Source organism: Pantoea septica (assembly GCF_002095575.1).
In the GTDB taxonomy this organism is placed as follows: Bacteria; Pseudomonadota; Gammaproteobacteria; order Enterobacterales; family Enterobacteriaceae; genus Pantoea; species Pantoea septica.
Genome location: NZ_MLJJ01000010.1, coordinates 24,649 through 38,777 on the forward strand (window position 1 = coordinate 24,649; position 14,129 = coordinate 38,777).

A 14,129-nucleotide genomic window follows, 5' to 3' on the forward strand; every position below is an offset into this window, starting at 1 on the left:
AACCGCGCCGTGCAGCGCGCTGCAGGCGATGAGGCGTAAGGCGCACGCCAGCGGCGCCTGATTTAGCCTGACGCTTTCTGCGACGCTTGCTGATGCACTGCAATATAGCGGTCGTAGCGCGACGCTTTTAGCCGCGTAAGATCCACCAGCACCAGCCCGTCGATGCAGTGATTGAAGTCGGGATCGCTGCCAAAATCGATAAACTGCACGCCGCCGGGCTCGCACAGCTCGGAATACTGCTTATAGAGCGGCGGGATGGCGCAGCCAAGGTTGCTCAGCAGCTGCTTGAGCCTGCGCAGATCCGCCTGATAGTCGCCGCCGCTGAACTGCGCCAGCACGTCCGGCAGCGACGCGGGATAAGGCTGGCGCGACGTTGCCAGCGGCAGTTCGGTGGGAAAATAGAGACGATAGAAGGCCACCAGCAGATCGCGCGCCGCCAGCGGCAGGCCGCCGGAGATAGAGACCGGGCCGAACAGGTAGCGCGTCTGCGGATAACGCGCCAGATACGCGCCGATGCCAAGCCAGAGATAGTCGAGCCCGCGCTTGCCCCAGTAGGCAGGCTGAATAAAGCTGCGCCCCAGCTCGATGCTCTGCTGCAAAATCGGCATCATGCGCTCGTCGTAGTGGAACAGGCTATGGCTGTAGAAGCCCGCCAGCCCACGCCTCGCGAGCTGCTCGTCGCCGGGAATAAAACGGTAGGCGCCGACGATCTCCAGCTGCGCGTCGTCCCACAGGATCAGGTGATAATAGTCGTCGTCGTAATTATCCAGATCGCGGCGGCGGCCGCTACCCTCGCCCACCGCGCGAAAGGCGATTTCACGCAGCCTTCCCAGCTCGCGCAGCAGCGGCACCCAGGTGGCGCCGTTGCGCCGCCACAGATAGATCTGCTTGCCGTCGCCGGTGGTGCCGAGATGCTCGCTCTCGCGCAGCGCGCGCTTCAGCTCGCCGCGATCTTCGGCGCGGGCGATCGCTTTTTCAGTCTGGAACAGGCCGGGACGCTGCTGGCCGATGCGATAAAGGTGCTTGCGCAGCCGCTTCGCCAGCGCTTTGCCCGGCGTATGGCCGTCATGCCAGTGCGCAAAGGGGATCTGCGCGCCGATATGCAGCTTGATGCGCGAGCCGCGCTGGCGGAACATCTCGCGCACCAGCATCAGCAGCGCCAGCGGCTGGGCGATTTTAGCCGCCGCGTAGAACAGGCCGCTGTTGCGCCCGTCGACAAAGACCGGCACCAGCGGCGCGCGGGCACGCGCCGCCAGGCGTAGAAAGGCGTGATGCCAGCGACCGTCGCGCACGCCGCGGCTGCCGAGGCGCGACACTTCGCCCGCCGGGAAAATAATCAGCACCCCGTCGTTGTTGAGGTGCTGCTGCATACGCTGAAGCTGGTCGCGGCTGGTGCGGTTGCCCATGTTGTCCACCGGCAGCATCAGCATGCTGAGCGGCTCCAGCATCATCAGCATGCGGTTGGCGACGATTTTCACATCGCGCCGCACCTGCGCCACCGCCGCCAGCAGCGCCAGTCCGTCGAGGGCGCCAAGCGGATGGTTGGCGACGATCACCACCGGCCCGCGCGACGGGATCTGCTCCAGATCGCGCTCGCTCAGCTCGCAGCGCACGTCGAGATGCTCCAGCATCTGCTCGACCATATCCAGCCCTTTCAGGTGCGGATAGCGCGCGGCGAAGCGCTGAAACTCCTCTTCATGCAGCGCCCAGCGCAGCACGCGACGCTGCCAGCCGGCAGGCTGAGCCTGCGGCCAGAAGCGCTCGACAACCTGATCGACAGAGAACATAACGCGCCTTTTTTTCGACGATGATGACGCCAAAAATAAGCGGAGATGTTTTCAAATTTATGACGCGGCGCAGGTCAGAAATGGTCGGCGATCGGCGTCCAGATCTCGGTCACCGCCCCTTCTTTGCCGGTAAAGGGATCGCGCGTCGGCAGCGGCACTCGCTTCACCTGCTGCTCCGCCGCGTGCAGTTTTGCCGGCTCGTCGCGGCTGGTTTCCGGCGCAAAACCCTCCGGGTACGCGCCGACCACCATAAAGTCCTCGCTGGCATAGACCTGCTTATGGCCGACGCCCGCCGGGATCAGCACCGCGTCGCCCGCGCGCAGCGTCACCATGCGGCCGGTGTCGCCGCCGAACAGCACTTCCGCCCAGCCCTCCGCCACGCCCAGCAGCTCATGCGTATTGGGATGGTAATGGGTATAGGGAAAAATGTCGTAACGCCATGAGGGCGGCCAGCCGTTGCGCGCAAAGGTCCGCTCGAACCAGCCGGCGAGATCGGGCTCCTCCTCCTGCGCCTCATCCAGCGCTACGCGCGGCCAGATAATCAGCGGCAGAGGATTGTTTGGCACGCCGCCCGACGGGCTGGCGAGCATCAGATGCTGCGGATTATTTGACGAACCGGCGGCAAAGGTGCCCGCCGCGAAGGACATCAGCAACATCAGACTGGAAGAAGAGGCAGTCATACAGGTTCTCCGGGTAGCTTTCCGCTCATTGTGGCAAACCTGATGGTTGTTGCAATGTGCGCCCGCCAGCAGATCCGCCATAAAAGCATGATTTTGCTAACCAAACACAAATAACGAAGCAACAATTCTGCTACTTTGTGCGGTCAGCTTACCCCGGCAATGCCGCGCAGAGCGCAGACGACGGCAGAACGCCTGTTTTCTGCTCCGGCTCCGACGCGAAATTGGGCAGATCCTCGACCTTTTCCGGCGGTACGGGCTTGCCCAGCAGATACCCCTGCAGGGTATTGCAGCCTAAGCCGGTTAAAAAAGCCTGCTGTTCGGCGGTTTCCACTCCTTCCGCCACCACTTTGAGATCCAGCGACTGCGCCAGCGCGACGATAGCGGAAACGATGGTGGCGTCTTCGGTGTGGTGCTGCAGCTCGTTAACGAACGCCCGGTCGATCTTGAGTTCGCTGGCCGGCAGGCGCTTGAGATAGAGCAGGCTCGAATAGCCGGTGCCGAAGTCATCTATCGACGCCTTAACGCCCAGCCGCGTTAGTTCGGTCAGGATGCGCACGCTCTCGTCCGGATCGCGCATCGCGGTGGTTTCCGTCACTTCCAGCGTCAGCAGCTCGGGGGGAATAGCATGCGCCGCCAGCGCCTCGGTCACCGTCTCCACCAGATTGCTCTGCTCAAACTGCAGCGCCGACAGGTTGACCGCCACCGACCAGTGGGTATGCCCCTGCTGACGCCACTCATGCAGCTGTCGGCAGGCCTCGTTGATCACCCAGCTGCCGATACTGACGATCATGCCGGTCTTCTCCGCCAGCGGCAGGAAGATATCGGGCGTCAGCAGGCCGCGCGTCGGATGCTGCCAGCGCAGCAGCGCTTCGAAGCCGATAATCGGACCGCGCGGCGCGCAATATTTCGGCTGGTAAAACAGACGCAGCTCCTGATTTTCCTGGGCGTGCCACAGATCGTTGTTGAGCTGCAGCTGGCTCTGCGCCAGGGTATTCATCGAGGGCTGGAAGAAGTTATGCCCGTTGCGGCCGTTGTTTTTGGTGTGGTACATGGCGGCGTCGGCGTTGAACATCAGCTCGCGCTCGTCGTTGCCGTCGCCTGGATAGACGGCGATGCCGATGCTCAGCGACACCATCAGCTCGTAGCGGGAGATCTCAAACGGACGCTCGATAGCCTTCACCAGCGTGTCCGCCACCGTCGCGGCGTCGTTGGGATCGTTGATCTCAATGAGCAGCACGAACTCATCGCCGCCCATGCGCGCCAGGGTGTAGTAGCCCTTCATCTGATCGCTCATGCGCTCGGTGACGGCGATCAGCAGGTTGTCGCCGACGTGGTGGCCAAAGGCGTCGTTGACCGCTTTGAAGCCGTCGAGATCCATAAACATCAGCGCAAACTGGGTGCGTTCGCGGTTGGCTTTATTGATCGCCTGCTCCAGACGATCCTCCAGCAGAATGCGGTTCGGCAGGCGCGTCAGGTTGTCGTGCAGCGCCAGCTGCGCCAGTTCGCGGTTCGCCTCCGCCAGCGAACGCGCCAGAATCGCGGTGCGCGCCTGCATGCGCGCGTCGAGCATCGACACCAGCAGCGTAATCCCGAGGATCGCCAGCGTTACCACCGTCACCAGAATCGCCAGCCAGTTGCTGTTGACGCCCATGTTGCCGGCGTGGCTGTGCGCCGGAAAGCTGGCCGCCGCCATGCCGGTGTAGTGCATGCCCGCGATAGCGCACCCCATTACCACCGAGGCGCCGACGCGCAGCAGCGTCGTGCGGCCGGTGGTGCCGTCGCGCAGGTTGAACGCCAGCCACAGCGCCGCGCACGACGCCACCAGCGCAATCACTACCGAGAGCGCAATCCAGCCCCAGTTCCAGCTGATCCCGGGCGAGAACATCAGCGCCGCCATGCCGGTGTAGTGCATCGCCACCACGCCGCTGCCCAGCACCAGCGCGCCGCCCAGCAGTTTTTTCAGCGGCAACTCGCCCTGACAGACCAGCCAGAGCGCGAAGATCGAGGCGACAACGGCAATCACCATCGAGACGCCGGTGAGCGACGCGTCGTAGCTCATCACCATCTCCATGGTCATCGACAGCATACCGATAAAGTGCATCGCCCAGATGCCGACGCCCATGGCGAAGCCGCCGCCGAACAGCCATATCAGCGCGACTTTTCCTGTCGAGGTGGCGACGCGGCCCGCCATATCCAGCGCGGTAAAGGACGCCAGCATCGCAACGAGAATGGAAACGATGACGGTAAACGAATCGTATGAGGTCACTAACATAGTGAAGTCCCGTTAAAGCGCAAAATCGCAGCCATGGTGTTGTAATGAAAAAGTCACAAGGATGAATTATCTGCTCAGGTTATCGGCAAAAAGCCGGGGGTAATTAGCCTGCCACGATGAAAGCTTCCGATGCCTGTGAGCGTTAAAATCTATCGTCAGACGGTGGCGAAGTCGGCGATGCGATCGGCCGGCGTCGGTTTGCCCAGCAGATAGCCCTGCAAAGCGTCGAAGCCCAGCCGGGTCAGCAGCGTCTGCTGCTCTTCGGTTTCGACGCCTTCCGCCACCATATGCAGGTTAAGCGTCTGTGCCAGCGCCAGCATCGCGCTCACCACGGTGGCGTCCTGGGTGTCGGCGCGCAGGCTATTGATAAAGCTGCGGTCGATCTTCAGCTCGCTGGCCTCGAGGTGTTTCAGGTGCAGCAGGTTAGCGTAGCCGATGCCGAAATTATCGATCGCCACCCTGACCTCGATTTTTTGCAGCTCGCTGATGCGCTGCTGGCTGAACTGCGGATCGCGCATCGCGATGTTCTCCGTGATCTCCAGCGTCAGCGCGCTGCCGGGCAGCTGATGGCGCAGCAGCGCCTGACGCACCGTCTCCAGCAGATCGCGCTGGTGAAACTGCAGGGCCGAGAGGTTAACAGAGACCGTCCAGTGCGGATGCCCGTCGCGGTGCCACTGTTTGAGCTGGCGGCAGGCTTCGTTAATCACCCAGTTGCCCAGCGCGACAATCTGCCCGGTCTTTTCGGCGCGCGGCAGAAAAATATCGGGCATCAGCAGACCGCGCGTCGGGTGCTGCCAGCGCAGCAGCGCTTCGAAGCCGATCAGTTCGCTGCTGCTGGAGCGGAACTTCGGCTGGTAGAACAGCTGCATCTCCTGACGCTCCAGCGCCTGCCACAGGTCGTTGGCCAGCGCCAGCTGATGCTGCGCGCTGGCGCTCATCGCCGGCTCGAACAGGCAGTAGCCGTTACGCCCGCTGTGCTTGGTGTGGTACATCGCCGAATCGGCGTTGAACATCAGCTCCTGCTTGCTGCGGCCGTGCTGCGGATAGAGCGCGACGCCGACGCTGAGCGAGACGCGCAGCAGGTAGCGATCCAGCTCGAACGGCTCGTCTATCGTATTGACCAGCCGCTGCGCCAGCGCCGCCGCCTGCCGGCTCTCGTTGCCCTGCGCCAGCAGCACAAACTCATCGCCGCCGAGGCGCACCAGCAATATGCTGTCGTCGCGGAGCTGGCGGCGCAGGCGGTCGGCAACCGCTATCAGCAGGCGATCGCCGACGTAGTGCCCCCAGGTATCGTTGACCGCCTTGAAGCCGTCGAGATCCATATACATCAGGGTAAAGCCCGGCATATCGCGCGTTGTCTGGCTGAGTGCGATGTCGAGCCGCTGCTCCAGCATCACGCGATTAGGCAGCGCGGTGAGATTGTCGTGCATCGCCAGCTGATGCAGCTCCTGATTCGCCTGATTCAGGCGCTGCGCCAGACGCGCGGCGCGCAGCTGGGCGTCCAGCATTGAAGCGAGCAGCGTAAAGCCGAGAATAGAGAGCGTGCCGAGCGCGACCCACACCGCCAGTCCCTGGCCGCTGACGCCCTGCGCCAGCGGCATGCTGTGGCGGCTGAACTGCGCCGCCGCCATGCCGGTGTAGTGCATGCCGGCAATGGCGACGCCCATCACCAGCGCGCCGAGCGCGCGCATGGGCAGCAGATATTTTTCGCCCTGGCGCAGATAGAACGCCAGCCAGAGCGCGGCGGCGGAGGCGAGGTAGGCGATGGCGACAGAGAGCGCCACCAGCGAAAAGCGCCAGTGCGGCGCGGGCGAGATCAGCAGCGCAAGCATGCCGGTATAGTGCATCGCCACAATGCCGCTGCCGAGCATGGCGCTGCCCGCCAGCCAGCGTCGGCGGCTAAAACGCCCGTGCTGGGTCTGCGCGAACGCCAGCATACAGGCGGCGCAGGCCGCCAGCAGCGACAGCAACGTCAGGCTCATGTCGTAGCGCATCGGCATCATCATCGCCAGCATGCCGATAAAGTGCATCGCCCAGATGCCGATGCCCATCGCCATGCCGCCGGCCATCAGCCATATCCGCGCCATCCAGCCGTGCGACACTGCGACGCGCCCCGCCGTGTCCAGCGCGGTGAAGGCGGCAATAAAAGCGACGATCAGCGAAACGCCGACCAGAGCGCAATCCCAGGTGACCAACAGCATCTGCAACTCCCCACAGCCCGCCTGTGGGCAGGCGCTGTGTTGTAATCAAAAAAGACTTCAAAAAAAACAGTCGGATAAAAAAGCGATCGGCCGTGCAGTTTATTATTTTCAGGATCGTTTAGCGCTGTCCCGGTGCGGGCAGGACATGATTAAGACTTTTCCTGGCATGATAACTAAAAGGGTAACTGGACCTGATTAATGTATGAACATATCACTGTTCACGAGGCGGCGGTAGAGGGCAAAATACCCCGCGCTTTGCTTTTTTTTCTTCAACACAAGGTATTGGTATTACAGGCTTATCAGTCTGAAATGCCGATTGATTAAGGAAAATTTGCGGTATCGCTTCACCGGCGCTTGCACGCTGTTCTATATTAAGTAAAATTTATAAAAATCCCTTAGCTCAAAACTAATATTATCCTCAGGATGAGGCGCTATTTTCGGCGTTACGCGGGCAACCGCCGCCAGACTTTGTTTGATTTGATAATTAATCACCGGGCCAACAAGAACTGACTCTGAATAATCGGTAAGGATTAATTATGAAATTCAAGCTATTTCTGTTTGCCGCTGCAGGCCTGACCTCGGCCCTCCCTGCTGTGACTTTCGCGGCGACGACGACAGGGACGATTAATGCCACCCTGACGCTGACCACCGGCTGCCTGGTGAACGGCCAGTCCGCCACAACCGGCGTTAACTTCGGTACCTTGAACTTCGGCAGCAGCGCGGCGACCTTCGATACCCTCAACGCCACGCTGGTCGGCGCGTCCGGCAACGGCATCTACGTGCGCTGCACCACCGGCCAGACCTACAACGTGCAGGTCACCAGCAGCAACGCGGCGCCCGCCACCATCTTCGGCACCGTTTCCGGCCAGCCGCGCTACCTGATCCTGGGCTCCAACAACACCCAGGGGATCGCCTATACCCTCTACAGCGACGCGGCCTTTACCACCGCTATCGCCAACAACACCAATATCGCCGCCAGCGGCACCACCGATCCGACGCTGGGCACCAACTACGCCATCTACGGCCGCGTCGTGGGCGGCGGCTTTAACCCGCTGATTCCGGCAGGCACCTATACCGACACCATTAACGTTGCCGTGAATTACTGATCGCACGGTCAGGAGCATCCGGGTGGCTGCGCCGCGCGCTTTGCGCAGGCTGATCTGTGCGCTGCCCCTGCTGACAGGAAGTCTTAGCGCCTGGAGCCTGCCCACCAGCACGTTTCAAGTCTCGGCTTCCATCGTGGCGGGCTGCGTCGTCTCCGGTACCAATACCGGCGTCTTCGGCACGCTTGATTTCGGCTCGCAGTCGGGCGTCGCCAGCAACAGCGTCAGCGCCAGTTTTGTGCAGAGCACCGCTATTACGCTCGCCTGCACCCCCGGCACGACGCTGAGCATGAGCATCAGCGGCGGCAGCAACTACACCACGACGCGCAACCTGAAGCACACCAGCAATACCAATACTGTGCCCTACGCCCTCTACACCAACGCCAGCCATACCACCGCGATCCCGGTGAACAGCGCCGTCGCGCTGAGCTACAGCAATGCCAATAACATTACGTTGCCGATTTATGGCCTGCTGAAACTGCCCGGCCCGACGCGCGCCGGCGTCTACACCGACACGCTGACCGTGACGCTGAGCTGGTAGCCGCATGCTTAAAGGAGAAAGTTGATGATGCGCGCCCTGTTGTTCTTTGTTTCCCTGCTGGCGGCCAGCGCCCAGGCGGCAAACTCGCTGATGATCTGGCCAATCGATCCCGCCATCAATCCAGAGGAGAAAGCGAGCGAGCTGTGGCTGGAAAATCGCGGCAGCGTCACCACGCTGATGCAGGTGCGTATCTTCAGCTGGCAGCAGGTGGGCGGCAAAGAGCAGTACGCCACGCAGCAGAGCGTCGTCGCCAGCCCGCCGCTGGTGCGCATCGAGCCGGGGAAAAAACAGCTGGTGCGCCTGATTAAGCAGACGCCGCCCGGCGCGGGCCAGGAGCTGGCGTACCGCGTGGTGCTTGATGAGATCCCGACGCCGCGCACGCCGGGCGAAAACCAGGCGGGCCTGAATTTTCAGATGCGCTACTCGGTGCCGCTGTTCGTCTACGGCGACGGGCTGACGCGCGACGGGGCGAAGCCGGATCTGAGCTGGCGGCAGGTAAGCGAAGGCGGTCGATCCTGGCTGCTGATCGCCAATCGCGGCAGCGGCCATGCGCGCCTCAGCAACGTCACCGTAGGCGGGCGCAAGCTGGGAGACGGCCTGTTCGGCTACGTGCTGGCGCGCAGCGAAAACCGCTGGCCGCTGAAAACGACCCTTAGCGGCCAGATCGCGGCAGACACCAACGCCGGCGCGTGGCGCAGCGCGCCCAGCCGCTAAATGCCGCGCGCACTTCACCCCTGCGCGCTGGCGGTGGCCAGCGTCTGCGCCTGTCTGACGCCGGCCGCCGCGCTGGCAGAGACCTTTTCGTCTCTGCCGCCGCCGCCGTCGCAGGAGAGCAGCAGCGATCGCCAGCGCTATATGCTGGAGCTGGTGATCAACCAGCGCGAAAGCGGCGCTATCGTGCCGGTAGAGCGGCGCGACGGCCGCCTGCTGGTACGTGCCGGCGATTTGCAGCGCGTCGGCATTCCCTCGGAGAAATTGCCCGACCCGCAGCAGGTCGACGTCAGCCAGTGGCCCGACGTCAAAGCGGATTACGACGATCGGCGGCAGCGGCTGCTGCTGACGGTGCCGCCCGCCTGGCTTCCCGGCCAGGTGATCGGCGAGGCGCAGAAGGGGCCGCGCTATCCCGGACGCGCCACCACCGGCGCGCTGTTCAATTACGACCTCTACGCCACGCGCACCACCAACGCGGGCACCCGACTTTCCGCCTGGAACGAGCTGCGCCTCTTCGGTTCCGCCGGCCAGTTTTCCAGCAACGGCGTCTGGCAGCAGCAGATCGAGGGCCGCGCGCCCGCGCAGGACGACGGCTATATCCGCTACGACACCTGGTGGAGCAACGAGGATGAGAACAACGCGGTCAGCTGGCGCGTCGGCGATCTCACCACCGACGCGCTGAGCTGGAGCAACAGCGTGCGTCTCGGCGGGATACAGGTCGGCCGCGATTTTAGCGTGCGGCCCGATCTGGTGACCTATCCGCTGCCCGCCTTCTCCGGCCAGGCGGCGGTGCCTTCCACCGTCGATCTCTTTATCAACGGCTATCGATCCAGCCAGGCGAACGTGCAGCCGGGCCCCTGGTCGCTGACCAACGTTCCTTTCGTCAACGGCGCGGGCGATGCGGTGATCACCACCACCGACGCGGTGGGACGTCAGGTCACGACGACGCTGCCCTTCTATGTTTCCAGCACGCTGCTGAAAGCGGGCCTGAGCGACTACTCTTTTTCCGCCGGCGCGTTTCGCGACAACTATGGCGTCCGCAACGTCGATTACGGCGAGGCGGCGGCGAGCGGCTCGCTGCGCTACGGTGCCACCGACTGGCTGACGCTGGAAACCCACGCCGAAGGCAGCGACAGCCTGGCGATGGGCGGCGCCGGCGCAATGTTTCGCGTCGGCAGCCTCGGCGTGCTAAACGGCGCGGCGGCGCAAAGCCAGATGAGCGGCGCGGGCGGCACGCAGTACAGCTGGGGCTACCAGTACAACAACAGCTGGTTCAGCATCGGCACGCAGCATATTCTGCGCAGCCGCGACTTCGGCAACCTCGCGCTGCTCAGCAGCCGCACCGGCAACAGCGACACCAGCAATACTACCTATAGCCTGGCGCGCCGCAGCGCCCAGTACAACGCCAGCCTGTCGCTGAGCCAGTACGGCAGCCTCGGCGCCGCTTATATCGATATCAGCGGCGGCGACGGCCAGCACACGCGGCTGCTCAACCTCTCCTGGAGCAAAACCCTGTGGGGCAATTCCAGCCTCTACGTTTCCGCCAGCCGCGATCGGCAGCAGGGCGCATGGAGCGGCGCGATCTCGCTGGTGATCCCGTTTGGCGAGCACGGCAGCGCCTCGGTCAGCATGGAGCGCGACCAGCAGGGCGAGAATAATCAGCGGCTCTACCTGTCACGCTCGATGCCGAGCGACGGCGGCTTCGCCTGGGACGCCTCCTGGGCTAATCAGGGCGGCAACAGCGGCGACTACCGCCAGGGAAGCCTGCGCTGGCGCAATAACAAAATCGACACCTCGGCGGGCTTCTACGGCGACGACGACTACAACACCCAGTGGGCGGATCTCACCGGTTCGCTGGTGCTGATGGACAATCAGACCTTCGCCGCCAACGCCATCAACGACGCCTTCGTGGTGGTGAAAACCAGCTATCCCGACGTCAACGTGCGCTATGAAAACCAGTCGATGGGGCGCACCGACCGCAACGGCTATCTGCTGGTGCCGTCGATCAGCAGCTACTATCCTGCGAAGTACGATATCGACACGCTCGATTTGCCCGCCGATATGACGACGCCCAGCGTCGAACAGCGCTTCGCGGTGAAACGTCAGAGCGGCTATCTGCTGCACTTTCCGGTAGAGAAGCTGCGCGCCGCCAGCGTGATCCTGCAGGATGCCGACGGCCAGCCGCTGCCGGTTTCCAGCCAGGTGCTGCGCGAAGGTCAGGCGACCGAATATGTCGGCTGGGACGGCATCGCCTGGCTGGAAAACCTGCGCGCCCGCAACCCGATGCGCGTCGCTACGCCGGACGGACGTACCTGCAACGCCGAGCTGAACATCGCCAGCGGCCAGCCGCAGGCGCTGAAAACCTATGGCCCCATCACCTGTCCGCTGCCGCCGCGCCCGGCGGGCGCGCCGACGCCCAGTCTCGATAACTCCACCTCGGGGATTATTCCATGAAAAAAATCCTGCTGCTGCTGGCGCTGATGGCGCTTTTCCCGACGCTCGCGCGCGCCGCCTGCGCCCTGCCCGCCTCCACCGCCAGCTTCGGTTCGGTGACGACCTTCGTGGTCAACAGCACGGCGCAGGCGACCTCGACCAATGCCAACGTTAACTGCGGGTCCGGCTCCGCGCTCTCGCTGCTCGGCAATAACCAGATCACCTTTCAGCTGACCGGCGCCACCAACGTCAGCGGCACGCGCGGCACGCTCAAGCGCAGCGGCGATGCCGGCACCGATAATATTCCGGTGCAGCTCTGCATCGACAGCGCCTGCGCCACCGAACTGACCATCGGCGCCGCCGCCTACGTCATCAGCCAGTCGGTACTGGTCAATCTCGCCGGCCTGTTAGGCAGCCTCAACTTCGCCATTCCGGTCTATCTGCGCAGCGTGCCGGGCCAGACGGTGGCCGCCGGCACCTATACCACCACGCTGAACCTGGCGGTGACCTATAACATCTGCACCAGCGTCGGCGTCGGTAACCTTTGCCTGTCGCCGCAGACCGGCAGCGGCGTGATTCCCATTAGCGTCACCATGGTGGTCACCAACGACTGCACCACCATTACCGCGCCCAATATCAGCTTCGGCAGCGCGCCGCTGGTCGGCAGCTTCTCCGCCGTGTCGCAGACGATCAACGTGGTGTGCAGCAAAGGCAGCACCTACACGGTGGGATTAAGCAACGGCAGCTACGTCAACGGCACGCAGCGTCAGATGGCGAGCGGCGCTAACCGGTTAAGCTACGAGATTTACAAGGGAACCAGCAGCAACCGCTGGGGGCCGAGCGGCACCGAGCGCTACAGCAGCGCCAGCTCCACCAGCGTCAGCACGGACGGGCTGACGCGCGGCTACAGCTATACCGCGCGCATCCTCACCACGCAGAACACGCCGCCCGCGGGGAACTACACGGACAGCGTGGTGGTGGACCTGTCGTTTTAGATGGAGGCGCCGGCGGTCGCGCCGCTGTGGCGCGCACGGTACTGCCTGACCATGCGGCCAATCAGCAGCGTGCCGATCAGGCCGCAAACGGCGGCGAAGGTGAGCCAGACGCCGGGCATCGCCTTATCGCCGGTGGCGTGGATCAGATAGCTGGAGATGGCGGGCGTAAAGCCGCCGAATAAGGCGGTCGCCAGGCTATAGGCAAGCGAAAAGCCTGAGGCGCGCACTTCGGCAGGCATGATTTCCGCCAGATAGACCACCATCGCGCCGTTATAGCTGGCATAGAGGAAAGAGAGCCAGAGCTCCGCTTCCATCAGATGGGCGAAGGTCGGCGAGCCCACCAGCCAGTGCAGCACCGGCCAGGTAGTGAAAATCATCAGCAGCGTAAAGGTAATCAATAGCGGGCGGCGGCCGATACGATCCGACAGCGCGCCCATCAGCGGCAGCCAGATCAGGTTGGAGAGGCCGACGCACAGCGTCACCAGAAAGCTCTCTTTATCGCTCATCATCAGCACGGTTTTGCCGAAGGTGGGCGTAAAGGCGGTGATCATATAGAACATCACGGTGGTGGTGACCACCATCAGCATGCCTGCCAGCACCAGCGCCCAGTTGCTCGCCAGCGAATGCATAATCTGCCGCATGGTCGGATGCTGTTTGCGCTGGCTGAAGGCTTCGGTCTCTTCCAGCATGCGGCGCACCCAGAACAGAAAGGGCACGATCATACAGCCAACGACGAAGGGAATACGCCAGCCCCACTCCGTCACCGCCTCTTTCGCCAGCAGATGATTGAGCAGCAGGCCGAGCAGCGCGGCGAAGATGACCGCAATCTGCTGGCTGCCCGACTGCCAGCTAACGAAAAAGCCTTTGCGCCCTTTTGGCGCCACCTCGGCCAGATAGACTGAGACGCCGCCCAGCTCGACGCCGGCGGAGAAGCCCTGCAGCAGGCGGCCAAGCAGGATCAGAATCGGCGCGGCGGCGCCCAGCGTGGCGTAGCCCGGCACCAGCGCGATAGTGAGCGTGCCGATCGCCATCAGCCCTAACGTCAGCAGCAGCCCCTTGCGGCGGCCATACTGGTCGATATAGGCGCCAAGCACGATCGCCCCTAACGGCCGCATCAGGAACCCGGCGCCAAAGGTCATCAGGGTCAGCATTAGCGACGCGAATGGATCGTCGCCGGGAAAGAAGGTTTTCGCAATGGCGGTGGCGTAATAGCCAAACACCATAAAGTCATACATTTCAAGGAAGTTACCGCTGGTAACGTTAAAGATGGTTCGGGCGCTGCCCTGAGGCTTTTGTAAAGATGGAGTGTGACTCATAGTGGCTTCCTGCGTTTTTTCTCCGTTTTAGCCTGACAGAGTCGCGATTAACGTGACGCGCCTCACCATTTCACTTTACAATACTGAAAC

The 14,129-nt window shown here is 63.0% G+C and carries 10 protein-coding genes; 5 read left to right on the forward strand and 5 right to left on the reverse strand.

Going from position 1 to position 14,129, the window contains the following annotated elements; genetic code table 11:
- Positions 1-62: 62 nt before the first annotated feature.
- The 4 genes from olsF to HA46_RS07315 all read right to left on the reverse strand — a co-directional run bounded on the left by olsF (position 63) and on the right by HA46_RS07315 (position 6,940).
- Positions 63-1,787, reverse strand: a complete 1,725-nt coding sequence (gene olsF, locus HA46_RS07300; protein WP_084883343.1) for a bifunctional ornithine lipid synthase OlsF — start codon at positions 1,785-1,787, stop codon at positions 63-65.
- A 74-nt stretch (positions 1,788-1,861) separates the two neighbouring features.
- Entirely contained in the window at positions 1,862-2,467 is a 606-nt protein-coding gene (locus tag HA46_RS07305) for a cupin domain-containing protein (RefSeq protein ID WP_033792202.1), read from the reverse strand.
- 148 nt (positions 2,468-2,615) lie between these two features.
- Positions 2,616-4,739, reverse strand: coding sequence for a putative bifunctional diguanylate cyclase/phosphodiesterase (locus HA46_RS07310; protein WP_051563649.1), 2,124 nt, complete (start codon positions 4,737-4,739; stop codon positions 2,616-2,618).
- A gap of 155 nt (positions 4,740-4,894) precedes the next feature.
- A complete protein-coding gene (locus tag HA46_RS07315; protein WP_084883346.1) occupies positions 4,895-6,940 on the reverse strand; it encodes a putative bifunctional diguanylate cyclase/phosphodiesterase in 2,046 nt (681 codons plus the stop codon).
- A 536-nt stretch (positions 6,941-7,476) separates the two neighbouring features.
- Here HA46_RS07315 and HA46_RS07320 point away from each other — a divergent pair.
- The 5 genes from HA46_RS07320 to HA46_RS07340 are packed head-to-tail and all read left to right on the forward strand — an operon-like array spanning position 7,477 to position 12,723.
- Positions 7,477-8,046, forward strand: coding sequence for a spore coat protein U domain-containing protein (locus HA46_RS07320; RefSeq protein WP_033792204.1), 570 nt, complete (start codon positions 7,477-7,479; stop codon positions 8,044-8,046).
- Positions 8,047-8,095: 49 nt separating this feature from the next.
- The gene (locus tag HA46_RS07325; protein WP_244269295.1) at positions 8,096-8,584 is read left to right on the forward strand and encodes a Csu type fimbrial protein; all 489 of its coding nucleotides are present in this window, start codon (positions 8,096-8,098) and stop codon (positions 8,582-8,584) included.
- Positions 8,585-8,608: 24 nt separating this feature from the next.
- Entirely contained in the window at positions 8,609-9,298 is a 690-nt protein-coding gene (locus tag HA46_RS07330) for a fimbrial biogenesis chaperone (RefSeq protein ID WP_208857404.1), read from the forward strand.
- A complete protein-coding gene (locus tag HA46_RS07335; protein ID WP_084883351.1) occupies positions 9,299-11,749 on the forward strand; it encodes a fimbria/pilus outer membrane usher protein in 2,451 nt (816 codons plus the stop codon).
- The gene (locus HA46_RS07340; RefSeq protein ID WP_084883354.1) at positions 11,746-12,723 is read left to right on the forward strand and encodes a Csu type fimbrial protein; all 978 of its coding nucleotides are present in this window, start codon (positions 11,746-11,748) and stop codon (positions 12,721-12,723) included. The genes HA46_RS07335 and HA46_RS07340 overlap by 4 nt, the downstream gene beginning before the upstream one ends.
- Here HA46_RS07340 and tcuC read toward each other — a convergent pair.
- On the reverse strand, positions 12,720-14,039 hold the full coding sequence (gene tcuC / locus HA46_RS07345; protein ID WP_084883357.1) for an MFS transporter: 1,320 nt from the start codon (positions 14,037-14,039) through the stop codon (positions 12,720-12,722). The two genes, HA46_RS07340 and tcuC, sit on opposite strands and share 4 nt — an antisense overlap.
- Between the last annotated feature and the right edge of the window lie 90 nt (positions 14,040-14,129).